The sequence below is a fragment of the Pseudomonas sp. Sample_20 genome (assembly GCF_004307585.1).
Taxonomy (GTDB): domain Bacteria; phylum Pseudomonadota; class Gammaproteobacteria; order Pseudomonadales; family Pseudomonadaceae; genus Aquipseudomonas; species Aquipseudomonas atacamensis.
Genome location: NZ_RCOA01000082.1, coordinates 98467 through 123316 on the forward strand (window position 1 = coordinate 98467; position 24850 = coordinate 123316).

General features: G+C 60.9%; 24 protein-coding genes, 1 tRNA gene and 1 pseudogene. 16 read left to right on the forward strand and 10 right to left on the reverse strand.

All coding sequences use genetic code 11. The features are described from left to right. Positions 1-12: 12 nt before the first annotated feature. The 15 genes and pseudogenes from D8U70_RS17875 to D8U70_RS17945 all read left to right on the forward strand — a co-directional run. Positions 13-828 carry an ABC transporter permease gene (locus tag D8U70_RS17875; protein ID WP_130929422.1) on the forward strand — a complete coding sequence of 272 codons (816 nt, stop codon included), beginning with the start codon at positions 13-15 and terminating at the stop codon, positions 826-828. After that, positions 825-1613 carry an ABC transporter ATP-binding protein gene (locus D8U70_RS17880; RefSeq protein ID WP_130929423.1) on the forward strand — a complete coding sequence of 263 codons (789 nt, stop codon included), beginning with the start codon at positions 825-827 and terminating at the stop codon, positions 1611-1613. Before D8U70_RS17875 ends, D8U70_RS17880 begins: the two co-directional genes overlap by 4 nt. 13 nt (positions 1614-1626) lie before the next feature. Next, complete coding sequence (locus D8U70_RS17885; RefSeq protein ID WP_130929424.1) at positions 1627-2352, forward strand: urea amidolyase associated protein UAAP1; 726 nt, start codon at positions 1627-1629, stop codon at positions 2350-2352. 11 nt (positions 2353-2363) lie between these two features. Beyond that, positions 2364-3005, forward strand: a complete 642-nt coding sequence (locus D8U70_RS17890) for an urea amidolyase associated protein UAAP2 (protein WP_016771291.1) — start codon at positions 2364-2366, stop codon at positions 3003-3005. A 278-nt stretch (positions 3006-3283) separates the two neighbouring features. Then, positions 3284-6931, forward strand: coding sequence for an urea carboxylase (uca, locus tag D8U70_RS17895; protein ID WP_130929425.1), 3648 nt, complete (start codon positions 3284-3286; stop codon positions 6929-6931). Positions 6932-6956: 25 nt separating this feature from the next. Continuing rightward, positions 6957-8729: an allophanate hydrolase gene (gene atzF, locus D8U70_RS17900; RefSeq protein ID WP_130929426.1), complete on the forward strand. Its 1773-nt coding sequence runs from the start codon at positions 6957-6959 to the stop codon at positions 8727-8729. Positions 8730-9009: 280 nt separating this feature from the next. Then, on the forward strand, positions 9010-10497 hold the full coding sequence (locus tag D8U70_RS17905; protein WP_073473110.1) for a sensor domain-containing diguanylate cyclase: 1488 nt from the start codon (positions 9010-9012) through the stop codon (positions 10495-10497). Next, the gene (locus tag D8U70_RS17910) at positions 10490-10720 is read left to right on the forward strand and encodes a cysteine-rich CWC family protein (protein ID WP_073473113.1); all 231 of its coding nucleotides are present in this window, start codon (positions 10490-10492) and stop codon (positions 10718-10720) included. Before D8U70_RS17905 ends, D8U70_RS17910 begins: the two co-directional genes overlap by 8 nt. 33 nt (positions 10721-10753) lie before the next feature. Continuing rightward, positions 10754-11446, forward strand: coding sequence for a pseudouridine synthase (locus tag D8U70_RS17915; protein WP_073473116.1), 693 nt, complete (start codon positions 10754-10756; stop codon positions 11444-11446). Positions 11447-11762: 316 nt separating this feature from the next. Further along, positions 11763-12647 carry an alpha/beta hydrolase gene (locus D8U70_RS17920; RefSeq protein WP_016771295.1) on the forward strand — a complete coding sequence of 295 codons (885 nt, stop codon included), beginning with the start codon at positions 11763-11765 and terminating at the stop codon, positions 12645-12647. A 157-nt stretch (positions 12648-12804) separates the two neighbouring features. Further along, positions 12805-12878 (forward strand) — tRNA-Gly (locus D8U70_RS17925). A 93-nt stretch (positions 12879-12971) separates the two neighbouring features. After that, positions 12972-13232: a hypothetical protein gene (locus tag D8U70_RS17930; RefSeq protein WP_130929427.1), complete on the forward strand. Its 261-nt coding sequence runs from the start codon at positions 12972-12974 to the stop codon at positions 13230-13232. A 72-nt stretch (positions 13233-13304) separates the two neighbouring features. Then, positions 13305-13484 carry a type II toxin-antitoxin system HicA family toxin gene (locus tag D8U70_RS17935; protein WP_016771297.1) on the forward strand — a complete coding sequence of 60 codons (180 nt, stop codon included), beginning with the start codon at positions 13305-13307 and terminating at the stop codon, positions 13482-13484. A 35-nt stretch (positions 13485-13519) separates the two neighbouring features. Further along, complete coding sequence (locus D8U70_RS17940) at positions 13520-13927, forward strand: type II toxin-antitoxin system HicB family antitoxin (RefSeq protein ID WP_024011974.1); 408 nt, start codon at positions 13520-13522, stop codon at positions 13925-13927. A 59-nt stretch (positions 13928-13986) separates the two neighbouring features. Next, a pseudogene (locus D8U70_RS17945) lies at positions 13987-14214 on the forward strand (transcriptional regulator); the annotation flags it as partial. Between the two features lie 527 nt (positions 14215-14741). Here D8U70_RS17945 and tam read toward each other — a convergent pair. Then, a complete protein-coding gene (gene tam / locus D8U70_RS17950) occupies positions 14742-15512 on the reverse strand; it encodes a trans-aconitate 2-methyltransferase (protein ID WP_130929428.1) in 771 nt (256 codons plus the stop codon). A 159-nt stretch (positions 15513-15671) separates the two neighbouring features. On the opposite strand from tam, the gene D8U70_RS17955 reads away from it, so the two are divergent. Beyond that, entirely contained in the window at positions 15672-16082 is a 411-nt protein-coding gene (locus tag D8U70_RS17955; RefSeq protein WP_130929429.1) for a low affinity iron permease family protein, read from the forward strand. A 162-nt stretch (positions 16083-16244) separates the two neighbouring features. Here D8U70_RS17955 and D8U70_RS17960 read toward each other — a convergent pair whose 3' ends face one another. The 9 genes from D8U70_RS17960 to D8U70_RS18005 form a co-directional block, all read right to left on the reverse strand. Further along, on the reverse strand, positions 16245-16748 hold the full coding sequence (locus D8U70_RS17960) for a DUF4142 domain-containing protein (RefSeq protein ID WP_130929430.1): 504 nt from the start codon (positions 16746-16748) through the stop codon (positions 16245-16247). Between the two features lie 153 nt (positions 16749-16901). Next, the gene (locus D8U70_RS17965) at positions 16902-18251 is read right to left on the reverse strand and encodes a sensor domain-containing diguanylate cyclase (protein ID WP_130929431.1); all 1350 of its coding nucleotides are present in this window, start codon (positions 18249-18251) and stop codon (positions 16902-16904) included. 75 nt (positions 18252-18326) lie between these two features. Next, positions 18327-18965, reverse strand: coding sequence for a LysE family translocator (locus tag D8U70_RS17970; RefSeq protein ID WP_016771303.1), 639 nt, complete (start codon positions 18963-18965; stop codon positions 18327-18329). Positions 18966-19025: 60 nt separating this feature from the next. Further along, positions 19026-19442, reverse strand: coding sequence for a fosfomycin resistance glutathione transferase (gene fos, locus D8U70_RS17975; RefSeq protein ID WP_122691684.1), 417 nt, complete (start codon positions 19440-19442; stop codon positions 19026-19028). Positions 19443-19446: 4 nt separating this feature from the next. Further along, positions 19447-20166 (reverse strand): hypothetical protein, encoded by a 720-nt coding sequence (locus D8U70_RS17980; protein WP_122691685.1) that lies wholly within the window; start codon positions 20164-20166, stop codon positions 19447-19449. Positions 20167-20202: 36 nt separating this feature from the next. Further along, the gene (locus D8U70_RS17985) at positions 20203-20937 is read right to left on the reverse strand and encodes a hypothetical protein (protein WP_130929432.1); all 735 of its coding nucleotides are present in this window, start codon (positions 20935-20937) and stop codon (positions 20203-20205) included. Between the two features lie 194 nt (positions 20938-21131). Further along, complete coding sequence (locus D8U70_RS17990; RefSeq protein WP_130929433.1) at positions 21132-22463, reverse strand: MFS transporter; 1332 nt, start codon at positions 22461-22463, stop codon at positions 21132-21134. Between the two features lie 187 nt (positions 22464-22650). Then, entirely contained in the window at positions 22651-23577 is a 927-nt protein-coding gene (locus tag D8U70_RS18000; RefSeq protein WP_130929434.1) for a hydroxymethylglutaryl-CoA lyase, read from the reverse strand. Continuing rightward, positions 23574-24767, reverse strand: a complete 1194-nt coding sequence (locus D8U70_RS18005) for a CaiB/BaiF CoA-transferase family protein (RefSeq protein ID WP_130929435.1) — start codon at positions 24765-24767, stop codon at positions 23574-23576. Before D8U70_RS18005 ends, D8U70_RS18000 begins: the two co-directional genes overlap by 4 nt. Positions 24768-24850 lie beyond the last annotated feature (83 nt).

Below are 24850 nucleotides of genomic sequence, written 5' to 3' on the forward strand. Positions count from 1 at the left end.
GAGGATTTGGCCATGCGCCTGATCAATCGCCACCCCGATCGCCCGAGTCGCCTGTTGTTGGTGATCCTGCCGTTCGCGCTCGTGCTGTTCGCCTACTTCACAGGCTCGGCCGAGCGCCTGGCGGACAACCCCAACGACAAACTGCTGCCCAGCGCCGTGCAGATGAGCGACGCGGTAAAACGCCTGGCCTTCAACGCCGACAGCCGCACCGGTGAATATCTGTTGTGGCAAGACACCGCGTCGAGTCTGCTTCGTTTGGCCATCGGCCTCGGCATCGCGGCGCTGGCGGGTCTTTGCCTCGGTATCGCGGCGGGCACCCTGCCGCTGTTCGGCGCGCCGTTGTCGCCGTTGCTGACGGTGCTGTCGATGGTGCCGCCGCTGGCGATCCTGCCGATTCTGTTCATCGTCTTCGGCCTGGGCGAGTTGTCGAAAGTCATGCTGATCGTGATTGGCATCACCCCGGCGCTGGCCCGAGATCTGGAACAGCGTGCCCGCGACATTCCGGTCGAACTGCTGATCAAGGCGCAGACCCTCGGCGCCTCGACCTGGACGCTGATGCTGCGCGTGGTCTTGCCGCAGCTGTTGCCGCGCTTGCTGATCTCGCTGCGCTTGATGCTTGGTTCGGCGTGGCTGTTCCTGATTGCTGCCGAAGCGATCGCCTCCACCGATGGCCTCGGCTACCGGATCTTTCTGGTGCGGCGCTACCTGGCGATGGATGTGATCCTGCCCTACGTGGTGTGGATCACCCTGCTCGCCTGGCTGATGGACTGGGGCTTGAAGCAGCTAACCCAGCGCGCTTTTCCCTGGTACGAGGGAGCAGCGAAATGAGCTTCATCACAGTAAAAAACGTCTGGCAGCAGTACGCCGATCAAGTGGTTCTGGAAGGCTTGAACCTGAGCGTCAACGAAGGCGAGTTCTGCACCTTGGTCGGCGCCTCCGGTTGCGGCAAATCGACCTTCCTGCGCCTGCTGCTCGGCCAGGAAAGCGCCAGTCGCGGGGAGATTCTGCTCGACGGCCAGCCCTTGGCCGGCGAACCGGATGCCAGCCGTGGCGTGGTCTTTCAGCGCTACTCGGTGTTCCCGCATCTGAGCGTGCTCGACAACGTCGCCCTCGGTCTCGAATTGCCGCGCGCGCCCTTGCTCGGCCGACTGTTCGGCAACGCCAAACGCGAGGCGCGCGAGCAGGCTGCAGCCCTGCTGACAAAAGTCGGCCTCGGCCATGCGCTGGACAAGTACCCGGCACAGCTGTCCGGCGGCATGCAGCAACGCTTGGCCATCGCTCAGGCGCTGATCATGAAGCCGCGCGTGTTGTTGCTCGACGAGCCCTTCGGCGCGCTCGATCCGGGCATTCGCAAAGACATGCACGCGCTGCTGCTGGAGCTGTGGCGCGAGACGCAACTGACGGTGTTCATGGTCACCCACGACCTGTCCGAGGGCTTCAGCCTCGGCACGCGCCTGCTGGTGTTCGACAAGGTGCGCCTCGACCCGCACGCCCCCGGCGCCTATGGCGCCCGCATCACCTACGACATCCCGTTGAACAGCGACCGCCGCGCCCAGCGCGCCGCCGTCGAGGCCCTGCCGCTGCCGCTGGCGGGCACCCTTCGCACTGCTTGAGAGGACTGCTGCAATGACTGATTCAATCCAACTCTTCCCACCCTTCGCTGAAGAACTGCTGCCGGGCGGCGGCCACCGTTCGTTCGTGCTCAAGCGCGGCCAATTGCTGCGCCTGACCGACCTGCGCGGTGGCGCTAACGTCAGCCTGACCTTGCTCAATGCCAATGAAAAAACCGAGCGATTGAACCTGCCCGACAGCCTCAAATGCCAACACACCGCCAAGCTCACTGCCGGCCACTGCCTGTACTCGGACATGGGCCGCGTGCTCGCCGCGATCACCGCCGACACCTGCGGCTGGAGCGACAGCCTCGGCGGCGTGCTCTGCGCGCAAGAAGTCGCCGAAAAATACGGTCAGGGCCGCTACCAGGAACTGCGCAACGGCTTCTTTCGCAATGGCACCGACAACCTGCTGGTGGAGCTCGGCAAGTGGGGCCTGGGCCTGTCCGACCTGCTGATGACCCTCAATCTGTTCAGCCGCGTGAACGTCGATGAGGCCGGGCGTTTCCACTTCGTCGAAGGCAACTCGAAGGCCGGTGACTACATCGAGTTGTATGCGCCGATGGACACCCTGGTGGTGCTCACCGCCCTGCAACATCCGATGGACCCGTCACCCGAATACGCTCCGAAACCCTTGAAGCTGAGCTGGATGAACGCCGACGCCAGCGTCGCCGAACACTGCCGCACTTCGCGCCCGGAAAACGAGCGCGGCTTCACCAACACCGACCGTTTGTTCGCCTGAGGATCGCTGCCATGTCACTCGCAATCGCCACTTCGCACAAGCAAGCCGACAGCGCGATCTACCGCGCGACCATTCCCGCCGGCGAGCCCTGGCTGATGGAGGTCAAGGCCGGGCAGACCCTGCGCATCCTCGATCTGGAAGGCAATCAGGCCGTCGACACTTTGTTTTACAGCCTCGCCAACCCCAAGGAACGCTACGACGTGCAACGCACCTTGCGCCGGCAGAACAGCGTCTACCTGAGCACCGGCAGCGTGCTGTATTCCAACCTCGGCCAGCCGATGCTGACCATCGTTGCCGACACCTGCGGGCGCCACGACACCCTCGGCGGCGCCTGCGCGCAAGAGAGCAACACCGTGCGCTACGCCCTTGAAAAACGCTACATGCACAGCTGCCGCGACAACTACCTGCGCGCCTGCGCCCACGACGGCCGATTGAGCAAGAGCGACATCGGGCCGAACATCAATTTCTTCATGAACGTGCCTGTGACGGCGGATGGCGGGCTGACCTTCGAGGACGGTATTTCCGCGCCGGGCAAGTACGTTGATTTGCGCGCGGAGATGGATGTGATCGTGCTGATTTCCAACTGCCCGCAGCTGAACAACCCGTGCAATGCCTACAATCCGACCCCGGCGGAGTTGCTGGTATGGAACTGACCATCAGCCGCTTACGCCGTTGGCTTTTTGCCCTGTGCCAGGCGCGTTCCGGGCAGTGCCTGAAACCTTCAAGGCACTGATAGTCCTGTGGGAGCTGGCTTGCCAGCGATTGCGGTGTTTCAGTCACCAACAATGTTGGATGTGCCGACCTCATCGCTGGCAAGCCAGCTCCCACAGGAGTTTGCGGTGAGTTTGAGTGATGTTTTTTCCATCCGGGACGGCCCGGATGTCTGTCGAAAAACAGCGGGACGGCCCGCTCCCCCTTCAGGGGTTATGCCATGTTCGAAAAAATCCTGATCGCCAACCGTGGCGCGATTGCCTGTCGCCTCCTGCGCACGATCAACGTGCTGAAGGCCCAAGGCGTCGCCGTGTATTCAGAAGCCGATGCTGCCAGCCTGCACATCTCCCAGGCCGCTGAAGCGTACAGCCTCGGCGAAGGCGCGGCGTCCGCGACCTATCTGGCGGTCGACAAAATCCTCACGATCGCCAAACAAAGTGGCGCCACGGCGATTCATCCAGGCTACGGATTTCTCTCGGAAAACGCAGCGTTCGCCGAAGCCTGCGAAGCGCAGGGCATCGCCTTCATCGGGCCGACGCCGGAGCAATTGCGGGTGTTCGGCCTCAAGCACACTGCTCGCGCGCTGGCCAGACAGCACGGCGTACCCATGCTCGAAGGCACCGACCTGCTCGACAGCCTCGATTGCGCGCTGAGCGCCGCCGAACAGGTCGGCTACCCGGTGATGCTGAAAAGCACCGCTGGCGGTGGTGGCATCGGCATGCGCGTGTGCCGCAGCGCCAGTGAATTAAGCGAATCATTCGAAGCGGTGAAACGCCTCGGTCAGAACAACTTCAGCGACGCCGGGGTGTTCATCGAGAAGTACATCGAACGCGCGCGGCATCTGGAAGTGCAGGTGTTCGGCGACGGCTGCGGTGAAGTCATCGCTCTCGGTGTGCGCGACTGTTCGGTGCAGCGGCGCAACCAGAAAGTCCTCGAAGAAACCCCGGCGCCGAACCTGCCCGAAGGCATGGCCGATGAGCTGTGCGCGGCAGCGATCAAACTGGCGCAAGCGGTGAATTATCGCAGCGCCGGCACCGTCGAATTCGTCTTCGACAGCGAGGCCCAGCGCTTCTATTTTCTCGAAGTGAACACGCGCTTGCAGGTCGAGCACGGCGTCACCGAGCAGGTGTGGGACGTAGATCTGGTGCGCTGGATGATCGAGTTGGCCGCCGGTGATCTGCCGCCGCTGAACGAGTTGTATCAAGGCCTGGAACCGCAGGGCCATGCGATTCAGGCACGTCTGTATGCGGAAGATCCGGGGCGTGATTTCCAGCCGAGCCCGGGCCTGCTGACCGCTGTGCAGTTTCCGCCCGCCAACGGCGTTGAGTTGCGTATCGACACCTGGGTCGAGGCCGGCGTGGAAATCCCGCCGTATTTCGATCCGATGATCGCCAAGCTCATCGCGTGGGCGCCGAGTCGCGAACAGGCTCGCGCCGAACTCCATCAGGCACTGGGCGATAGCCTGCTGTACGGCGTGGAAACCAACCGCGATTACCTGCGGCAGATTCTGCTCGATGCTCCATTCGCCAGCGGTCAGCCGTGGACCCGTTGTCTGGAAAATCTGCTGTATCACGCCAACACCTTCGAAGTGCTCAGCGCCGGCACGCAAACCAGTGTGCAGGACTATCCCGGACGCCTAGGCTATTGGGCCGTCGGCGTGCCTCCGTCGGGGCCGATGGACAGCCGAGCGCTGCGCCTGGGCAATCGTCTGCTCGGCAATGAACAAGGCGCCGCCGCACTGGAAATCACCATGAGCGGGCCGATCCTGCGTTTCAATTGTGACGCGGTAGTCGCGGTGACCGGCGCGCCGATTGCCTTGACCCTTGACGCTGAACCGGTGCCGATGAACACCGCGCTGCTCATCCCGGCCGGCGCGACATTGCAACTGGGCAGCATCAGCGGCGCCGGCGCGCGCAGTTATCTGTGCCTGCGCGGCGGCTTGCAGGTGCCGGATTATCTGGGCAGCAAAAGTACCTTCACCCTCGGCCATTTTGGCGGCCATGGCGGACGGGCGTTAAGGGCCGGTGACGTGTTGCATGTGCCGGCATTGGCCGACCACAGCGCCGGCCAGCAACTGGCCGAACAGCACATCACTGCGCTGCCGAGCGTGCGCCAGATCCGGGTGATCTACGGTCCGCACGGCGCACCGGAATACTTCAGCGAAAACTACATCGCCACGTTCTTCGCGACCCAGTGGGAAGTGCATTTCAACTCCAGCCGCACCGGCGTGCGCTTGATCGGACCGAAGCCTGAGTGGGTGCGTGAGGATGGCGGTGAAGCGGGTCTGCACCCGTCGAACATCCATGACAATCCGTACGCGATTGGTGCGGTGGATTTCACTGGCGACATGCCGGTAATTCTCGGCCCGGATGGCCCGAGCCTGGGTGGGTTTGTCTGCCCGGTGACGGTGATTGAGGCCGATCTGTGGCAGCTGGGACAGCTCAAGGCGGGCGATAAAATCCAGTTCATTCCCGTCGACCTCGGCACCGCCCGCGATCTCGCCCTGAAATGGGATGCCCCCTGTGGGAGCGAGCCTGCTCGCGAAAGCGTCGGCCCAGACAAATCGATATTGACTGACACGGCCTCTTCGCGAGCAGGTTCGCTCCCACAGGGTTTGGTGTCGCCTGTGGTGTTGGCGTTGGGCCAAGGCGATCAGCGACTGGTTGCACGGGTTTCTGGCGACACTCATTTACTGCTGGAAATCGGCGCGCCGGAGCTCGATCTGGTCCTGCGCTTTCGCGCCCACGCGCTGATGCAGGCGCTGGAAAGCCAAGCCCTGCATGGGGTGATCGACCTCACCCCGGGCATTCGCTCGCTGCAAGTGCACTACCAGCCCGAGCAACTGCCGCTGGCCGATCTGCTCGGCATCGTCGCCGGCGAATGGGACGCGGTGTGCGCCGCCAAGGACTTGCAGGTGCCGTCGCGCATCGTGCACTTGCCGCTGTCGTGGGACGACCCGGCCTGTCAGTTGGCGATCGAGAAATACATGACCACCGTGCGCAAAGACGCGCCGTGGTGCCCGAGCAATCTGGAGTTCATCCGGCGCATCAACGATCTGCCGAATCTCGACGAAGTGCAGCGCACGGTGTTCGATGCGAGCTATCTGGTGATGGGCCTTGGCGACGTCTATCTCGGCGCTCCGGTGGCCACGCCGCTCGACCCGCGTCATCGTCTGGTGACCACCAAGTACAACCCGGCACGCACCTGGACCGCCGAGAATTCGGTCGGCATCGGCGGCGCCTACATGTGCGTGTACGGCATGGAAGGCCCGGGCGGTTATCAGTTCGTCGGGCGCACTCTGCAGATGTGGAATCGCTATCGCGAAGTCGCCGCGTTCGATGGCAAACCGTGGCTGCTGCGCTTCTTCGATCAGATCCGTTTCTACCCGGTCAGCGCTGAAGAACTGCTGCACATCCGCCGCGATTTCCCGCTGGGGCGCTTCGATCTGAACATCGAACACAGCCAACTCAACCTCGCCGACTATCAGGCATTTCTCAGTCAGGAAGCCGAGGGCATCAGCGCCTTCCGTGCGCAGCAACAGGGCGCGTTCAAAGCTGAACGCGAGCGCTGGATCGCCAGCGGCCAGGCGCATTTCGACAGCGAAGAAGCCGTGCCTGACGCCAGCGAAGAAGCACCACTGGAAAGCGGTGAGCACAGCGTCGACAGCCACATCGCCGGCAATCTCTGGCAGGTGCAGGTCGAGGCTGGCCAGCGCGTCGCGGCGGGCGATGTGCTGGTGATTCTCGAGTCGATGAAGATGGAAATCCCTGTGCTCGCGCCGCTGGCCGGTGTCGTGCGAGAGATCCGCGTGCAACCCGGCTCAGCGGTGCGTGCCGGACAACGGGTCGCAGTGCTGGAACTCGACTGAAGCCATTTCTGAAAAGGATCAACCGATGAATCTGCAACTCGATGCACTGCGCCAGGCCTACCGCAATGGCGACACCACACCGCGCCAACTGCTGCTGCAATTGCGCGAAAAAGCCGCTGCGCTGAACCCCGACTATCACCTGTTCATCCACCTGCTCAGCATCGATGAACTGGAGCCGTATCTGGCCGCCCTCGACGGTCGTGACCTCGACAGTCTGCCGCTGTATGGCGTGCCGTTTGCGATCAAGGACAACATCGATCTGGCCGGCATTCCCACCACCGCCGCGTGCCCGGCGTTTGCCTATGTGCCGCAGCAGTCGGCGACCATCGTCGAGCAACTGTTGGCGCTGGGGGCGATCCCGCTGGGCAAGACCAATCTCGATCAGTTCGCCACAGGCCTCAATGGCAGCCGCTCGCCCTACGGCGCGTGCCCGAACAGTGTGCTGGCGGAGTATCCGTCCGGCGGTTCCAGCGCGGGTTCATCCCTGGCGGTAGCGCTGGGTGTGGCGAGTTTTGCCTTGGGCACTGACACCGCCGGTTCCGGGCGGGTGCCGGCGGCGCTGAATAATCTGGTGGGATTGAAGGCGAGCAAAGGCCTGATTTCCACCGCTGGCGTGCTGCCGGCGTGCCGCACGCTGGACTGCGTAACCACCTTCACCGCCACTGCTCGCGAGGCCAGTCAGTTGCTGGCGTTGACGGCAAAACACGATCCTCGCGATGAGTACAGCCGACGCAATCCGGCCTGGAATGACGGCTCGGCATTTGGCGCGCCACGGCCATTTCGCTTCGGCGTGCCACGGGCGCAGGACCTTGAGTTTTTCGGCTGCAACGAGGGGCCACAGTTGTTCGCAGCGGCCATCGAACGGCTCAAGGCTCTGGGCGGCGAGGCAGTCGAATTCGATCTGTCGCCGTTTCTCGAAGCAGCGCGTCTGCTCTACGACGGGCCGTGGGTCGCCGAGCGTTACAGCGTCGCCGGTGAGCTGATGGAGCAGAACCCCGAAGCGGTGCTGCCGGTGATCCGTGCGGTGCTGGCCAAGGCTCCGGCAGTGACTGGCGTGCAGACCTTTCGCGCGCAATATCGATTGCAGGCACTGAAGGCCCTCTGCGACGAGGCTCTGGAAAATCTCGACTGCGTGCTGACACCGACCATCGGCCGTCCAGTGACCCTGGCCGAGCTTGCGGCCGAGCCGGTGCTGCGCAATTCCGAACTGGGCTATTACACCAACTTCATGAACCTGCTCGACTACGCCGCCGTGGCCGTGCCGACCGCGTTCATGAGCAACGGTTTGCCGTGGGGCGTGACGTTGTTCGGGCGGGTATTTACCGATCAGTATCTGTTGAGCGTGGCGGATGCCTTGCAGCGCCAGCAGGACAGTGCCCTGTCAGCTCCGGCGAACCCTGCGCGCAATGACCGCGCTCGATTGGTGGTGTGTGGCGCGCATCTGCAAGGGCTGGCGTTGAACTGGCAACTGACCCAGCGTGGCGGGCGTTTGCTGGAAACCACATTCAGTTCGCCGGACTATCGACTGCACGCCCTCGCCGGCGGCCCGCCATTGCGACCGGGCATGGTGCGGGTCAAGGACGCCGGCGTGGCGATTGCCGTGGAGGTGTGGGAGTTGCCGAGCAGTGAGCTGGGCTCGTTTCTCACCGGGATTCCGGCGCCGCTGGGGCTGGGCAAGGTGCAACTGGCGGATGGGCGCTGGGAGAGCGGGTTTATCTGTGAGCCGTATGGGTTGGAGGGTGCGGTGGATATCAGTCATTTGGGGGGATGGCGGGCGTATCTGGCATCCCGGGGCTGATCCGAAAGCTCGCCCTCACCCTGGCCCTCTCCCCCAGGAGAGGGCCAGGGTGAGGCGTTTGTTCATCGGTTGCCATTGGCTGATACCGAGTCGATCACAGATTTTCCATCACCCACAATCCAGCTCCCTCTCCCCCGGGAGAGGGCTGGGGTGAGGGGCTGCGATTTCCCTGACACACCGCTACGTCATATCCCCCGCCATTTCAGGCACAAATCCCGCAGTGTTTTCCCGACCATCCCACTAGAATGCATCCCATCGGGCCACTGCCAACGGATCTGCCATGCCGCTTCGTTCTCCCTTGTACTCGCAACGTTCACTGGTGCTCACCCTGGTCGCCCTGCTCGGCGCCGGGTTTCTCGCTACATCACTGTTGAGCTATTTCGCCTCCCGCGAGTCGATCCGCGACAACATCGTCAACACTGAACTGCCACTGACCTCCGACACGGTCTATTCGGAAATCCAGAAAGATCTGGTCCGGCCGATCTTGATTTCCTCAATGATGTCCCGTGACACGTTCATGCGCGACTGGGTGGTCAATGGCGAGCAGAATCCCGAGCAGATGACCCGCTATCTCGACGAGGTCATGACCCATTACGGCGCCTACACGGCGTTCTTCGTTTCCAATGCCACGCTCACCTACTACCACGCCAAAGGCGTGCTCAAGCAGGTCAAAGTCGATGAGCCGCGCGACACCTGGTACTTCCGCGTGCGCGACATGCAGGACCCGTACGAGATCAACGTCGACCCGGATCTGGCCAACAAGGACAACCTGACGTTCTTCATCAACTACAAGGTCTACGACTACCACAACCGCTTCATCGGTGCTGCGGGCGTGGGCCTGACCGTGGACGCGGTGATCAAGCTGATCGACAAGTATCAACAGCGCTATCAACGCAGCGTGTACTTCGTCGATACCTTCGGCCGGCTCGTATTGACCGGTGCCGAGGGTGGCCCGGAAGGCGCGCACATCGGCCAGAGTCTTGGCGAACTGGAGAGCATGAAAAGTCTGGTCAGCCAGTTGCCCAAGCCGCACAGCGGCAGCTACGAATATTCCACCCACGGCCAGGGGCATTTTCTCAACGTGCGGTTTATTCCCGAGTTGAACTGGTACCTGTTCGTCGATAAACGCGAGGACGGCGCGCTGAGCGAGATCCGCCGGTCGCTGTATCTCAATCTGCTGATCTGCCTGCTGGTGACGTTGATCGTGCTGGCCTTGCTCAATCGAGTGATCAAGCGCTTCCAGGCGAAGATTCAGGCGCACGCCACCCTCGACAGTCTCACCGAACTGCCGAACCGACGCGGCTTCGACATCCTCGCCGCGCAAGCGCTGCACGAGGCCCAACGGGAAACCAAGCCGCTGACCGCGTTGTTGCTCGACCTCGACCACTTCAAAGCCTTGAACGACACCTACGGACACATGGCCGGCGATCAGGTGTTGATCGGTTTCGCCCGCGACCTGCAAAGTTGCCTGCGTCACGCCGACATCGTCTGCCGCTGGGGCGGTGAAGAGTTCATCGTTCTGTTGAAAGACACCGACGGCGAGACCGGGCAGAAAATTGCCGAGAAGATCCGCCAGCACGTCGAACAACACGAATATGCCTACGATGGCCACACCCTGCATCTGACCGTGAGCATCGGCGCCACCACCGTGCAACGCGATGACACCTTGCACACTCTGCTGTCCCGGGCCGATCATGCGATGTACCGCGCCAAGCAAACCGGGCGCAACCGCACCTGCATGGAAATGCCGCACTCGACCTATGCCTGATAACGACGTCAAACCCGACCACTGCCCGGCCTGCGGCGCCCGCAACGATTGCAGCCTCGCCGACCCGCGCACCGCCGACCGCGAATGCTGGTGCTATGGCGTGACCATCGAGCCGGCGGTGCTCGACGCGCTGCCGGCCGCGCTGCGCAATCAAGCCTGCCTGTGCCCGCGCTGCGCACAGGTCGAAGCGCAACTGCAAGCAGGTCGGCGGCCGATCCCGTAAGATGCGCGGCCCTTCGTCCGTTGAATTCTGACCATGCGCGTCGACCGCTTCCTCAGCAATCTGCCCCGCTACAACCGTCAGCAGGTGCGCCTGTTGCTGGTGGAAAAGCGCGTGCGGATTGACGGAAAAGTCGTCAGCGACCCGCACAGTGACGTACTGGAATTCAGCCGGGTCGAAGTCGATGATGAGGTGCTGCAAAGCGGTAAACCGGCGCGCTATTTCATGCTGCACAAACCGCCGGGTTGCGTCAGCGCCACCCGCGATCCGCAGCATGCGACCGTGCTCGACCTGCTCGATGAACCGCACAAGGACGATCTGCACATCGCCGGACGTCTGGATTTCAATACCACCGGGCTGATGCTGATCACCAATGACGGCACCTGGTCGCGACGCCTGACGCAGCCGCAAACCAAACTGCCGAAGGTCTATTACGTCGAAACCGAACAGCACATCGACCCCAGCTACGCGCTGAAATTTTCCGAGGGCATCTACTTCGCTTTCGAAGATCTGACGACGCAACCGGCGCAGCTTGAGCTGCTCGGTCCACGCTCGGCACGGCTGAGCATCGTTGAAGGCCGCTACCATCAGGTCAAGCGCATGTTTGGCTTCTTCAACAACAAAGTCCTGCGCCTGCACCGCGAATCCATCGGCGAACTGACCCTCGATCACGCGCTAAAACCGGGCGAATACCGCGCTTTGCGCACCGAAGAGATTCATTTGTTCTAAGCCGGCGACCGCTCAGCCGAAGTTGTCGAACAATTCGCCGACGGCACTTGCGTGATCCTGAGTCCCCTGCTTGAATCAGGACGTCGGCCGAAATGTGACCGATGAGTCACCACATACTTCCAAGAAACTTTTTGTCGGTCGTCTGCCCTCAAGGGCTGCGCCTCAGCCGGCAATCTGCCCGCCAATAACAACACCCGTCGACCTGCCGTACCGGATCGACATGGGCCAGCAAATTTCAGGCGTATGCCTACCTGTCACAAAGCTCGTGCAATCTCGATTGCGCGCATACCCGCTTGCTTGCCAGGAGTCTTATGACATGAGGCCAGAAATCGCTGTGCTGGATATACAGGGTCAGTATCGGGTTTACACGGAGTTCTATCGCGCAGACGCCGCAGAAAAGACCATCATTCTGGTCAACGGCTCGATGGCCACGACTGCGTCGTTTGCACAGACCGTGAAAAACCTGCACCCGCAATTCAACGTGGTCTGCTATGACCAGCCCTACGCGGGCCGCTCAAAAGCCCACAACCGGCATGAGAAACATCTGACGAAGGAAGTCGAAGGGCAGATCCTGCTGGAGCTGATCGATCACTTCGCCGCCGAACACGTGCTGTCGTTCTCCTGGGGCGGCGCCGCCACCCTGGTCGCCCTCGCCCAGCAACCGCGGCGCATTGAAAAAGCCGTGATCAGCTCGTTCTCACCGGTGATCAATGCGCACATGCTCGATTACCTCGAGCGCGGCGTCGATTACCTCGGCAGCCGCGACGGCGATCGGGTCGGTCATCTGGTCAACAACACCATCGGCAAACACCTGCCGTCACTGTTCAAGCGCTTCAACTATCGCCACGTCAGCAGCCTCGCCGAGCATGAGTACGGGCAGATGCACTTTCACATCAACGACGTGCTGCACAGCGATCGCCAGTGCTATCTGAATGCGGCGAAAAAGATCAGCGTGCCGGTGCTGTTTCTGAACGGCGAATGGGACGAATACACCGCCGCCGAGGATGCGCGACTGTTCGGCAACCACGTTGCCCACAGCAGCTTCACTACCCTGCAAGCCACCGGGCACTTCCTCGACATGGAGCACAAGGCCGCCTGCCGCGACAGCCAGAACGCTCTGCTGGGCTTTCTGAAACCTGCGCCGCAAGCCAGCCGAACGCGCTACTCGTTTGTGCAGGATCACCATGCCCTGGCCATTTGAAACAGCGTCATCGCGGGCAAGGCTGCAAGTTGCAAGTGCCTGTTGCACCGGCGCAGCCCTTGCTCGCGATCGACCGATTTCTGCGCGGCAAAGCCCTCGCAGAGAAAAGAAAACTTCAAATCCGTGGCCGAGTCTGGTACAAAGTCAGCCGCTCTGAGCGGGTATAGTTTAGTGGTAGAACGAAAGCTTCCCAAGCTTTAGATGAGGGTTCGATTCCCTCTACCCGCTCCACCGAATATTGATCTCGCGTTGTGTTGTCCGACGAGGGATGCAGGAATAGAAAAGACCGGCCTTGATGGCCGGTTTTTTTGTGCCTGGAAGTTGGTGAAAGACAATTTCCAAGGAAAAGCCTTCAGCTCCAAAAAGAACCCCAGCGACTCTGAAAATCATCCAGAGAAGGATCGTTACCAACGTCGCCCTCCTTACGGCCTGGCTCGCTCTATCAGTCGCAATGCCTGGCTGAGCGATCTGCTTTCATTTTGCCGCGTAAATGTCACCGCAAAACACTGCAACACAACCATCGTTCCTCCAAACACACGCGGCCTAGACTGGGTTGACCACCTCGCCGGACGCCACAATGGCTGAACGGTAGCAAGTCTATTGATCTGTAGAATTCAGTAGGTATAGTAACCACCAAGCACATCACAGGGAGGTGTTGTGAACAGCCGTTTTTTAATCGGACAACTCGTCGCGGACGGTTGGTTTCTGGTACGTATCCGGGGCAGTCATCACCACTTCAAACATCCAACCAAACCAGGATTGGTAACAGTGCCGCATCCAAAAAAGGATCTGCTCAAAAAAACGGCCATCAGTATTTTGCAACAGGCCATGCTCTGAATCCGTTCTCAGCGTTGCCTTGGAGGATCACGAACATGCTTTACCCGATTGCGATTTCAATAGGCGACGAGGAACACGCTTGGGGAGTTGAAGTGCCGGACATTCCTGGCTGCTTTTCTGCCGGCGACGACCTTGATGACGCTGTCGCCATGGCGCGCGAGGCGATCGAAGGTCATTTCGAAATTCTGGCAGACGACGGTGCGCCGATTCCATCGGCCAGCAAATTGAGCCTGCATGTCGCCAATCCGCAGTACGCCGGATGTGCGTGGGCGGTAGTGGATATCGACGTGGTCAAATACTTGGGCAAAGCACAGAAGCTCAACATCACTCTGCCGGGGCACTTGCTCAATCGCATTGATGAGTACGTGTTGCATCATCCTGAGGAGAAAAGCCGATCCGGGTTTCTGGCTTCGGCGGCGTTGAAGGTCTTGCAGCAGGGTTAAAAAATTCTTACTGCCCAACCGGCTCTCAGTCGCCGGTTTTTTCATGTCTGACGTTTGGGGAAATTCTCGCTCTGCTGATTGAAAAGTATGAGGAGCAGCATTTTCCGATGCCGCCCTCTGATCCCATTGAAGCCATCAAATTCCGTATGGATCAGCAAGGCTTGACGCCGCGGGATCTCGAGTCCTTTATTGGCATCAGTGGCCATGTTTCGGAAGTATTGAACCGCAAGCGCAAGCTGAGTCTGGCAATGATCAAACGTCTGCACGATGGCTTGCGTATTCCTTAGCAGACCGGTAGGAAGTCCAGAACCCGGCGCACCCGAGGGTGCCATGCGCACAGTCACTATCAAGTGCAGGCGAAGCCTGACTGGAAGGTACATGTGCAACCGTTGGTCAATCCAGGCCGGGCTGCTAAACCCGATCACTGGAAATCAGTGACGCGAACCAAGTTACCGACCGCCCGCCAGGCGCACAAGCAGGCGGATTGTGGCGTACCGGTAGGCAGCGGCGCAAGGATTTGTAGGCATCGGGACGTAACGCGGTTCGACTTTAAACAGCCATGGCGCACCACGTGTAAAAGCCTGGAAAACAGAAGGAAATTTCCGACGAGTTCAGCGTGAACGAGTTGAAAGGATGCCAGAGGACGATGATGGTGGCGGTGTGGCGGTGATCGGATTTTCAAGCGCCAGCGAGCCCCTCACCCTAACCCTCTCCCGAGGGAGAGGGGACCGATCGGGTTGTTCTTGCGAGTTACGCCGACCTGAACCAATGCGTCGAACTCACGATAAAAAACGAGCTAGACGAATGAATATTTTCAACGGGTCGCAACAATAAACAAACGTGGAAACGGCAACAGCACCGAGCCGTCAGCCAAGGCCGGATAAGCCTTGGCAACTTCCGCCAGATACCGCTGCAGATACTGCGCCCGTTCCTCCTCGGTCAATGGGCTCAGGAATGGAATCAACCCGCTGCCCTTGAACCACTCCACCACCCCCGCCGCACCATCACGAAGTTGGTGATGATAGGTGGTGCGCCACACATCGACCCGCGCGCAATGCGGGCGCAGCATCGAAAAATACTCACTGGCACTGGCCATGTCGGTACGCTGCCCGGCAGCGTCTGCGAGCTTGCTCGCCCACGGCCCATTGGCGGCGACTTCACGCATCAAGCGGTGGGACGGTTCGTTGAGGTTGTCCGGCATCTGGATCGCCAGGCTTCCACCATCTGAAAGCTTGCTCGCCAAGGCTGGCAGCAACGAAGCGTGATCAGGCACCCATTGCAGCACCGCATTGGCGAAGATCACATCGAACGGGCCTTGATCGGTCCACTTGTCGATCTCGGCCACCTCGAACTGCACATCGGGCAAGCGCTTGCGCGCGGCGGCGATCATGTCCGCCGAACTGTCCAGGCCACTGACCCGGGCCTCGGGAAAACGCTGCACCAGCAATTCGGTGGAATTGCCCGGTCCGCAACCAATGTCCACCACCGCCCGGGCCTGCGCCGTGGGTATCGCCGCCAACAGATCACGGGCCGGGCGGGTGCGTTCATCTTCGAAAGCGACGTATTGCTTGGCAGACCAACTCATTGCGTTCTCCTGTCGGGGTTTTCTGTCGACTGTCGACACGATACCGCGATCTGTGCGGTACGCCTTCCCTACCAAAGTCCTGCACCGAAACTTGTAAACAGAATTTTCAGCGCAACGCCGATGTCTGAATTTCAAGCTCCCAAAACAAGGACTCCCATCATGAAATTCGCAAAGATTGCCCAAAAACTCGCCCTGTGGTCCGGTAGCCCGAAGACGTTCATGGGGGCATTGATCCTGATCGGGTTGTGGGGGTTGAGCGGGCCGATTTTTGGTTACAACGACACTTGGCAACTGATCATCAATACTTCGACGACGATCATCACGTTCCTGATGGTGTTCCTGATTCAGAACACGCAGAACCGCGATACCGACATTCTGCACTTGAAACTCGATGAGCTGCTGCGGGTGAACAAGGAAGCGCAGAACGCGATGCTCGGGCTGGAAGCGCTTGATCTGAAGCAGCTCGAAGCACTGCGCCGGCATTACCGCGCGCTGGGTGAGAATCAGGTGTTCGATCTTGAGGGGCTTGGCGACAAGAGCAAGCCAAAGCAGGATTTGAATGAGTGCTGAGCAAGTAAACACACTCTGTGGGAGCAAGCCTGCTCGCGAAGACGGAGGGTCAGTCAAAACATCATTGACTGACACACCGCATTCGCGAGCAGGCTCGCTCCCACAGGGGAAGCATCGCTTTTCAACTCAAGATTTCGTTCGCGCTGCAACAATACGCCGAAGTCAGCGACTGGCCTGCAACGCCCGGGCCTTCTCCAGATGGCTTTGCAGCTTCGGCAAAGTCTCATCGGCAAACGCTTTGATTTCCGGCACGTCGGTGGTCTGTGCCTGTTGCTCGATCTGGGTGATGGCCTCTTCGGTCGCCTTGACTTGACTGGCGGCGTAGGCCTGATCGAATGTCGCGCCGTCCTTCACTTCTGGCATCAACTCTTTGGCCTTGTCGGCGAGTTCTTCGCGGGGGGCAACCGGCAGGTCGAGCTTCTTGGCGATTTTCGCCAAATGCTGGTTGGCCGTGGTGCGGTCGTTAATGACTACGATGGTGTAATCCTTGACCTCTTTCGATTCGGTCTTGCCGTGGGCCAGACGGCTGGCTTCGATGTCGGCCATGCCTTTGGCGGAGGCATCGTTGATGAATTCGGCAGGCGACTGGGCGAGCGCACTGCTGGCGCACAGGCCCAGCAGGGTTGCAAAACTGACGTTACGTAAACGGGTGGCCATCCGGCTCATGGTCGCGCCCTCCTTCGTTGAAAATTCAAGCGGGCCGTGATTCGCCCGCTGCTCAAATAGTCGCGGCGGACAATTGTCCGCCTCAGTTAAGAAGGCTTTGGCGTTCAAAGGTTTAGAAAATCTGCCGGGACCGCGACGAACGGTGCGCTCGCTTCAGATGCCCAAGGCCCGATGATTCAGGCGTTTGGCCGCATACATGGCTTGATCGGCATGCCGGAACAGTTGCTGTTCTTCTTCACCGTGTTCAGGGAAACGCGCCACGCCGATGCTCGGTTCGATACGCAGGTCATGGCCGTCGAGGCGCATGGGCTGCGCCAGCACCTGACGGATTTTTCCGGCGACACTGTCGGCATCTTCGGCGGCATGCACGCTATGCAACAGCACGACAAACTCATCGCCACCGATACGCGCCACAGTGTCGATTTCACGCACGCAGCCTTTCAGCCGATTGGCCACGGTTTGCAGGAGCATGTCACCGACGGCATGGCCATGGGTGTCGTTGACCTGTTTGAAGCGATCCAGATCGACATACAGCAGCGCCATATGTCCGTGCACGGTTCGCGCATGGGCCAGCGCAGCCCTGAGCCGGTCACGCAGCAGTTCGCGGTTGGGCAGTTGCGTCAGTTGATCGTATTGCGCCATGCGCTTGAGCCGCGCATGCAGTTGCTGGCGTTCGATGGCCGTGGCGACTTGTGCGCAGACGTATTGCAGCAGTTCCTTGTCCTGCTCGGTGTAGCGTTCGCCGCCAGCGAGGCTTTTGACGATCAAGGCGCCGATGGTGCCGTTTTTTGAGCTCAGCGGTACGCCGAGCCAGCAAGGCGCGTTCTGCTCCGCCACCAGCGCAGCGAAGTCGGGCGTGGCATCGGCGCTGTCCGGGGTCAGCAACATTGGCTGGCCACTGCGGATCACTTGCGCGCAAAGCCGTCCGATGACGGTGCCGGGCTGCTCGGGCTGCAATTCGTGATCGTCGACGTGATAGGGAAAACTCAGCTGCCCGCAGTTTTCGTCGTACAGCGCCACGGAAAAATTCAGCGCCGGCAGCCACTCGCCAATGAGCAAATGGACGCGTTTGAACAGCGCCAGCAGATCCTCCGCCGCATGCGCCGCCTCGGAAATTGCGTACAACGCCGCTTGCCGCGATTCGGCCTGCTTGCGCTCGGTGATATCGCGGGCGACGGCGATGCGCAGTTGGTCGACCTCCGACCAGCGCGCCGACCAGGAAATATGCGCGACGCTGCCGTCCTTGCGCAGGTAGCGGTTCTCGAAATTGTGCTTCGGGTCGCCGCCCATGATTTCGCCTGCGGCCGCGAGGGTGCGCTGGCGATCGGCCGGGTGCACCAGCTCGATCATCGAGCGGCCGATCAGTTCGTCAGGCGTGTAGCCGAAAATCCGCTCGCAGGCAGCGCTGACAAAAACGAAACGGCCCTGTTTGTCGACCGCGCAAACGGCGTCCAGCAACAGGTCCATGTAGCTCGCCAGCGGCGCAGGGTTAGGGCTTTGCATGGTTCTACGGGGTGTCCGCGCAGTGCAGCGATTTCAATCGTCCATGATCGTGATTGCGCGTCCCTGCCCATTTCATCAAGTCTTGTTCGGCAGCAGCCCCGGCAGCGCGTGCATCAACGCATTGATGGCGAAGCCGATAAACATCACGCCGCATAAACGGGTGATGAGCAGCTCATGACGCTGATACACCGTGCGCACCCGCTGCGCGCCGACCACGCCGATGAGGATAGCGTAAGCCAGCGCACCGCCGATAAAGCTCAGGGCGATCAGCGCCGGCAGCATCGACCAGTTGAGCAGTTCGGCGCGGCTCGACAGCAGCGCCGTGAAGGTCGCCACCGCCACCGGATAGGCCTTGGGATTGGTCAGACCGAAGACGATGCCGTGCCAGAACGGCTGCCGCGCCGCGCCTTGCGCCTCGTCGCCGCTACGGCGTTGGGCACGCACCGCACGCCAGCCGAGCCAGAACAGGTACACCGCGCTGAGCACGCCGAGCACATCGAACGCGGTGCTGCCGATTTCCCGCGCACCGACAATCGCCACCAGCGCGGTGCTGCACCAGATCACATCGCCGAGCAGATGCCCACACAGAAAACCCGCCCCGGCGCGCCGCCCATGGGCCGCGCCAATCCCAAACACCGCCAGCACGCCCGGCCCGGGCGTGATCCCGTAGATGAAACCCGAAGCCAGAACGGCCAACAGCAATGATGGAGTCATGAGAAACCTGCAAGCGCCAGAATACGTGGCGGCCAGTCTATATCAGCCGACTGCGCCCGATCACTGCGCGTCGTTAAAACGCATGCCGGGGTACGGTTTCTGCCGACACGCAGCCAGCCGCGACTGCAAATCGCCGACATGGGCTTCCAGCTTGTGGCCGTCGGGGTCGAGAAAGTAGAACGACGCGCCCTCGCTACGGTTGTCTCGCCACTGCGGCACCTGAGCCGATTTCAACGTCTCAACCAGTGAAGTGAAATCTGCCGCGCTCACGCTCAAAGCGTAATGGGTATAGTCCGCGCCCGGCTCCCCACTGCGCTGAGGATCTTCTGACAAGCACAACCACAGTCCGGGCAGTGACAAATAGGCGCCGTTATCCCACGTCGCTTCGACGTCCAATTGCAGCACATCGCGATAGAACGCCAGACTGCGCTGCAGATCGCGGACGGCCAGGGTGAGGTGGTTAAGACCGGTAAGCATCGAATCAGTAACCTCTGAGGTCTTCGGGAACGACATATTGCTGGCCGTCGTAGACCAGGGTGACCCGGGTATTCTTCAGGTTGGTGGTTTTCGAAGCGCATTGTTTGCCTGAAGTGAAAGATTCCATCAACGAACCGCTGGAACTGACGATCAGATCCGCAAACCCGTTGTGGCTGGATGAGCCGATTTCGACAGTCCTGCGAATGCGTGTGTCTCGCGTATCGCACTCCCCGGTACCCTCACCGAAATCCTTGCGCACCACCAGGCCTTCCAGCACTGGGCGTAAGCGATTGCCTTCGCGAACATACAAAGCCAGGTCGGTTTTGGAGTACGGATTCGCTCTGGAACCGTGGCTCATGAACGTCGATCGCAGCCCGAACGCACGGACATCCGCCGCCAAGCGGTAACGCGCCGTATCGATGATCAGATCATCGAAGCTGATCGCATCGGAGTTGTAAGCGCCGGGTTTGGCATAACTGGCGACTGTGTTGCCCGTCGTGGCGGTGATTACTGACAGTGCCAGATCGAACACGCCGTCTTGAGCACCCGCGGAATCGGGAACGAAGGTGGCCTTCGCTGCAATTGATTGAGTGTTGAACGCAGGCCAGATTTTGCAGCGCGAGAGAGTATGGCCGTCGAATTTTTCTACTTCGCAAGTGGCATGGACCTGAGCCGTAAGCGCGAACAAGCCGAGGGCGATATAGATTCGGAGATGCAGATTCATGATTCTTCCTTGAAGTATTCGTATCAGTAACACCAGTCACATGCCCTTGAAACCTTGCGGCAAAACGTAGGTTTTGCCGTCATAGCGCAACGTGGTCAGCACCGGTTTTTCGTGGGTGGTCTTCGATTCGCAGGTGTCGGGTGGCCCCTCACCGACCAGCCCCGTGGTGACCGAGCGGACAATGATATCGGCGTAACCATGGGAACTGGTTTTGCCCATCTCAAGCGTACGCACCGTCTCCGAGCGCTCTCCGGCACAATTGCCATCCCATTCGCCACTGAAGCTGTAGACGACCAAACGGTCCAGCACCGGGCGCAGTTTGTCGCCCTCTTTCACGTAGAGCGACAGCAGGGTTTCATCCAGCGGATTGACGCGCGACGAGCCTTTGAAATGGGCGCGTACGCCGAAGGCACGGAGGTCGGACGTGAGTTTATAACGCGCCGTATCCAGCTCCAGACTATCCAGCGCGATGGCATCGGAGAGAAACGCCGACCGCTGATGATAGGTCGCCAGCGGCTTGGGGCTGCCAGCGGTAGTGACGGCCAGAGCCAGATCGTATGAACCCACCCTGCCGTCCTGGCCATAGACCGGATCGGGCACGAACGTCGATAGCGCGGTAATCGTCAGCTGCGGATAAGCCGGCCAGTTCTTGCACAAAGAAAAGTCCGCTTCGCCACTGAGCGCAGGCGGCGTGCAATCGGCCAACGCCTGCCCAGCCATCAACCACCCGCAGAGCGCCGCAGCGGTGATCCACGTGGACTTCATTGTCACTTCCCGCTCCTTGAAGATATTTCCAGGCGCGCACTATCCCTTTCTGCATCGAAGGATTCAACGGATCAGGCCTGCGAATCTTCTCATGTGTCTGAAGCCGCAATCCGCGAGCAGGCTCGCTCCCACAGGAAAGCCGCATTGCAAATGTGGGAGCGAGCCTGCTCGCGAAGGCGTCATCGCCGACGCCGCCAATCTCAATACTTGTCCAGCGTACGCAACTTCTGCGGCAAGCCCCACAACAGCAAAGCGGCCGCAATCAGCGCGGCGACGCCGATGACGTACAGCGCCGGGGTGGTGCTGCCGGTGAGGTCCTTGATGCGTCCGACCATGACCGGGCTGACGATCCCGCCAAATTGCCCCAGGGTATTGATCACCGCGATCCCGCCTGCCGCGCCGGCACCGGCGCCCGCCAGCAGTTTCGGTGGCAGGGTCCAGAAGCTCGGAATCGAAGCGATGATGCCCGCGCCGAGCAGGCCGAGCGCGACGATGAGGAAGGTCGTGTGGCTGGCGAAGATTCCTGCGCTGAAAAAGCCGATCGCGCCGACGATCACCAGCCCGGCGACAAACTTGCGCCGTTCACCGGTGGCGTCTGACAAGCGCCCGATCACCACCATGCTGATCGCCCCGCAGATGTACGGAATGGCGGTCAGCAGGCCGATCATCACCGGGCTTTCGGTGCCGGCGCTGCGGATCAATTGCGGTGCCCAGAAATTCAAACCGTAGGACGCGACCTGGATCAGGAAGTAGATCAAACCCAACGTCAGGAACCCGGGAATTTTCAGCGCCGCGAGCAATGAGCCGCCGCTCTTGTGTGGTTCGTGATGAGCGATGCGACTGGAGAGCAATTTCTTCTCGTCAGCGGTCAGCCAGTGCGCATCCTCGATGCGGTCCTTGAGCTGCGTCAGCACCAAGAAACCGAGGGCGATGCACGGCACGCCTCCGAGCAGGAACAACCAGTGCCAGCCGCGCATCTGCAACACGCCGTCAAGGTGTTGCAACACCAAGCCCGAGAACGGCGCGCCGACCAGCCCGGCAAACGCCGAGGCAAGGAACAGCATCGAGGTGATGCGGCCACGGAAGTGCTGCGGAAACCACAGGGTCAGGTAATACAGCACGCCCGGGGCAAAGCCGGCTTCCATCGCACCGATGACGAAGCGCAGCGCATAGAACTGCCATTCGCTGTTGACGAAGACCATCGCCGCCGTCGCCACGCCCCACGACATCATGATCCGCGCAATCCAGCGCCGTGCGCCGACCTTGTACAGCATCATGTTGCTCGGCACTTCGAACAGCACGTAACCGACCACGAACAACCCGGCGCCCAAGCCATACGCGGTGTCGCTCAGGCTCAGGTCGGTCTGCAGCTGGAATTTGGCGAAGCTGATGTTGATGCGGTCGAAAAAGGCGAACAGGTAGCAGACCATAATCAGCGGCATCAGGCGCCAGGCGACTTTGCTGATCAGGGCTTTTTCGGCGTCGTGATCGACGGACGGATTCTCGCCCGCCTCCATTACATTGAGGCTCATAGATTTTCTCCAGGCGGACTGCCGATGGGCGTCCGATTGTTTTTGTTGTCTGGTGATGACGCTCACTGTGGAGCGCTTTTGTGTGGGAGCTGGCTTGCCAGCGATGGCGTCAGTTCAGCTAACGCTTTCGTTGAATTTGCTGCCGTCATCGCGGGCAAGCCCGCTCCCAAAGGGGTACTGGTGTGTCTCAGGTCGGCATCGGATGCAGATCGCAGTTGCGCCCGGCCTTGGCCAGTTGGCCGGGTACTTCGTGGCCCAGCAGCGCCGGCAAGCCGCGCGAAAGCTTCAGCAACAGCGGCAAATCGATCCCGGTGGGAATGCCGACTTCAGCGCACAGGTTCACCAGGTCTTCGGTGCAGATGTTGCCCGACGCCCCCGGCGCGAACGGACAGCCACCGAGGCCACCCAGCGCCGCATCGAAGCGCCGCGCGCCGGCCTCGTAAGCGGCCAGCACATTGCACAGACCAAGGCCTCGGGTGTTATGGAAATGCAGGGTCAGATCGGCGGGCGAAACCCGCTGCAAAACGCGCCGCACCAAGCGATCCACCTGACGCGGATTGGCCATGCCTGTGGTGTCGGCGAGGCTGATGCCCTGAATGCCGAGTTCCTGATAGGCGTTAACGATCTGCAGCACACGATCCTCATCGATCCGGCCTTCGAACGGACAACCGAACGTGGTGGCGATGCTGCCGTTGAGGCGCACACCCGAACCGCTGACAAACGCAACGATGTCAGCGAACGCCGCCAGCGACTCTTCGCAACGCATGCGCATATTGGCCAGGTTGTGGGTCTGGCTGGCAGACATCACCAGATTCAACTCATCGGCATTCGCCGCCAGTGCGCGTTGCGCGCCTTTGAGGTTGGGGATCAACGCCACGTAAATAACACCCGGCTGACGCTGAATGCCGTTGAACACTTGCTCGCCGTCACGCAGGGCCGGAATGGCTTTGGGCGAGACAAAAGAGCCGGCCTCGATGCGGCTGAATCCGGCCTGTGACAATTGATTGATCAGGGCGATCTTGTCAGCGGTTTCCACCCACGTCGGCTCGATCTGCAAACCGTCGCGGGGCGAGACTTCCTGGACGATCAGGGTTTGCGAATAGTCAGTGATCATTGCACCACCCCCTGGCCTTTCAGACGTTCGATGTCGAGTTCAGTCAGGCCAAGATTGGCGAGAATATCGTCGGTGTGCTGGCCCAGTTTCGGCCCGGACCAGTTCACCCCGCCGGGCGTCTCCGAGAGTTTGGGGACAATGCCGGGCATCTTCACCGTTGCGCCACCGGGCAACTCGGCATCGAGCAGCATGTCCCGCGCCTGATAGTGCGGATCGGCGACGATGTCAGCCACCGAGTAGATGCGCCCGGCCGGCACTTCAGCGGCTTCGAGGGCGGCCAGTACCTCGTCGATTGGCAGGCTGCTGGTCCAGTGTGTGATGGCTGCATCGAGCAAACCGCTCTGCGCCGCGCGGCCGTCGTTGTGGGCGAACTCTTCTGCGTCGGCCAGATCAGCACGGCCGATGGTGTGCATCAGACGCTTGTAGATCGGGTCGCTGTTGCCGGCAATCACCACGTAGGCGCCGTCCGCCGTGAGATACGTATTGGAGGGCGCGATGCCCGGCAAGGCGCCGCCGCTGCGTTCGCGGACATGGCCGAGCATGTCGTATTCCGGCACCAGACTTTCCATGACATTGAACACGCTTTCGGCCAGCGACACATCGACGATCTGTCCACCGCCCTGCCCGGTCTTGACCCGCAACAGCGACATCAGCGCGCCGATCACCGCGTGCAGCGAGGCCAGCGAATCGCCGAGGCTGACACCGACTCGCGCCGGTGGCGAACCGGGTGTGCCGGTGGTGTAGCGGATGCCGCCCATGGCCTCGCCAATCGCACCGAAACCGGGACGGTCACGGTACGGGCCGGTCTGGCCGTAGCCGGAGATACGCACCAGGGTCAGCTTCGGATTCAGCGCATGCAGCACGTCCCAGCCCAGACCGAGTTTTTCCAGCGCACCGGGGCGCAGATTTTCGATGATCACGTCGGCGTCGCCGGCCAGTTGCTTGACCAGCTCGATGCCTTCAACGGATTTGAGATTGAGCGCCAGGGATTTCTTGTTGCGCGATTGCAGGTACCACCACAGCGATGTGCCTTCGTGCAGCTTGCGCCATTTGCGCAGCGGGTCGCCCTGACCCATGGCTTCGATCTTGATCACCTCGGCGCCGAACTCGGCAAGCATGCGCGCGGCAAACGGCGCGGCGATCAGGGTGCCGATCTCGATCACTTTGATTGCACTCAAAGGGGCAGTCATCGCGGGTACCTCTTGTTCTTGGAATATGTCGCCAAGGCTAGAGGAACGATGATCGGCGAATCCAGCCGTCTCTCGGCAATGGG

Excerpts from the sequence above, each read along its gene's own strand:
- D8U70_RS17875 (WP_130929422.1), top strand. The coding sequence starts at position 13 with ATGCGCCTGATCAATCGCCACCCCGATCGCCCGAGTCGCCTGTTGTTG.
- D8U70_RS17880 (WP_130929423.1), top strand. The coding sequence starts at position 825 with ATGAGCTTCATCACAGTAAAAAACGTCTGGCAGCAGTACGCCGATCAA.
- D8U70_RS17885 (WP_130929424.1), top strand. The coding sequence starts at position 1,627 with ATGACTGATTCAATCCAACTCTTCCCACCCTTCGCTGAAGAACTGCTG.
- D8U70_RS17890 (WP_016771291.1), top strand. The coding sequence starts at position 2,364 with ATGTCACTCGCAATCGCCACTTCGCACAAGCAAGCCGACAGCGCGATC.
- uca (WP_130929425.1), top strand. The coding sequence starts at position 3,284 with ATGTTCGAAAAAATCCTGATCGCCAACCGTGGCGCGATTGCCTGTCGC.
- atzF (WP_130929426.1), top strand. The coding sequence starts at position 6,957 with ATGAATCTGCAACTCGATGCACTGCGCCAGGCCTACCGCAATGGCGAC.
- D8U70_RS17905 (WP_073473110.1), top strand. The coding sequence starts at position 9,010 with ATGCCGCTTCGTTCTCCCTTGTACTCGCAACGTTCACTGGTGCTCACC.
- D8U70_RS17910 (WP_073473113.1), top strand. The coding sequence starts at position 10,490 with ATGCCTGATAACGACGTCAAACCCGACCACTGCCCGGCCTGCGGCGCC.
- D8U70_RS17915 (WP_073473116.1), top strand. The coding sequence starts at position 10,754 with ATGCGCGTCGACCGCTTCCTCAGCAATCTGCCCCGCTACAACCGTCAG.
- D8U70_RS17920 (WP_016771295.1), top strand. The coding sequence starts at position 11,763 with ATGAGGCCAGAAATCGCTGTGCTGGATATACAGGGTCAGTATCGGGTT.
- D8U70_RS17940 (WP_024011974.1), top strand. The coding sequence starts at position 13,520 with ATGCTTTACCCGATTGCGATTTCAATAGGCGACGAGGAACACGCTTGG.
- tam (WP_130929428.1), bottom strand. The coding sequence starts at position 15,512 with ATGAGTTGGTCTGCCAAGCAATACGTCGCTTTCGAAGATGAACGCACC.
- D8U70_RS17955 (WP_130929429.1), top strand. The coding sequence starts at position 15,672 with ATGAAATTCGCAAAGATTGCCCAAAAACTCGCCCTGTGGTCCGGTAGC.
- D8U70_RS17960 (WP_130929430.1), bottom strand. The coding sequence starts at position 16,748 with ATGAGCCGGATGGCCACCCGTTTACGTAACGTCAGTTTTGCAACCCTG.
- D8U70_RS17965 (WP_130929431.1), bottom strand. The coding sequence starts at position 18,251 with ATGCAAAGCCCTAACCCTGCGCCGCTGGCGAGCTACATGGACCTGTTG.
- D8U70_RS17970 (WP_016771303.1), bottom strand. The coding sequence starts at position 18,965 with ATGACTCCATCATTGCTGTTGGCCGTTCTGGCTTCGGGTTTCATCTAC.
- fos (WP_122691684.1), bottom strand. The coding sequence starts at position 19,442 with ATGCTTACCGGTCTTAACCACCTCACCCTGGCCGTCCGCGATCTGCAG.
- D8U70_RS17980 (WP_122691685.1), bottom strand. The coding sequence starts at position 20,166 with ATGAATCTGCATCTCCGAATCTATATCGCCCTCGGCTTGTTCGCGCTT.
- D8U70_RS17990 (WP_130929433.1), bottom strand. The coding sequence starts at position 22,463 with ATGAGCCTCAATGTAATGGAGGCGGGCGAGAATCCGTCCGTCGATCAC.
- D8U70_RS18000 (WP_130929434.1), bottom strand. The coding sequence starts at position 23,577 with ATGATCACTGACTATTCGCAAACCCTGATCGTCCAGGAAGTCTCGCCC.
- D8U70_RS18005 (WP_130929435.1), bottom strand. The coding sequence starts at position 24,767 with ATGACTGCCCCTTTGAGTGCAATCAAAGTGATCGAGATCGGCACCCTG.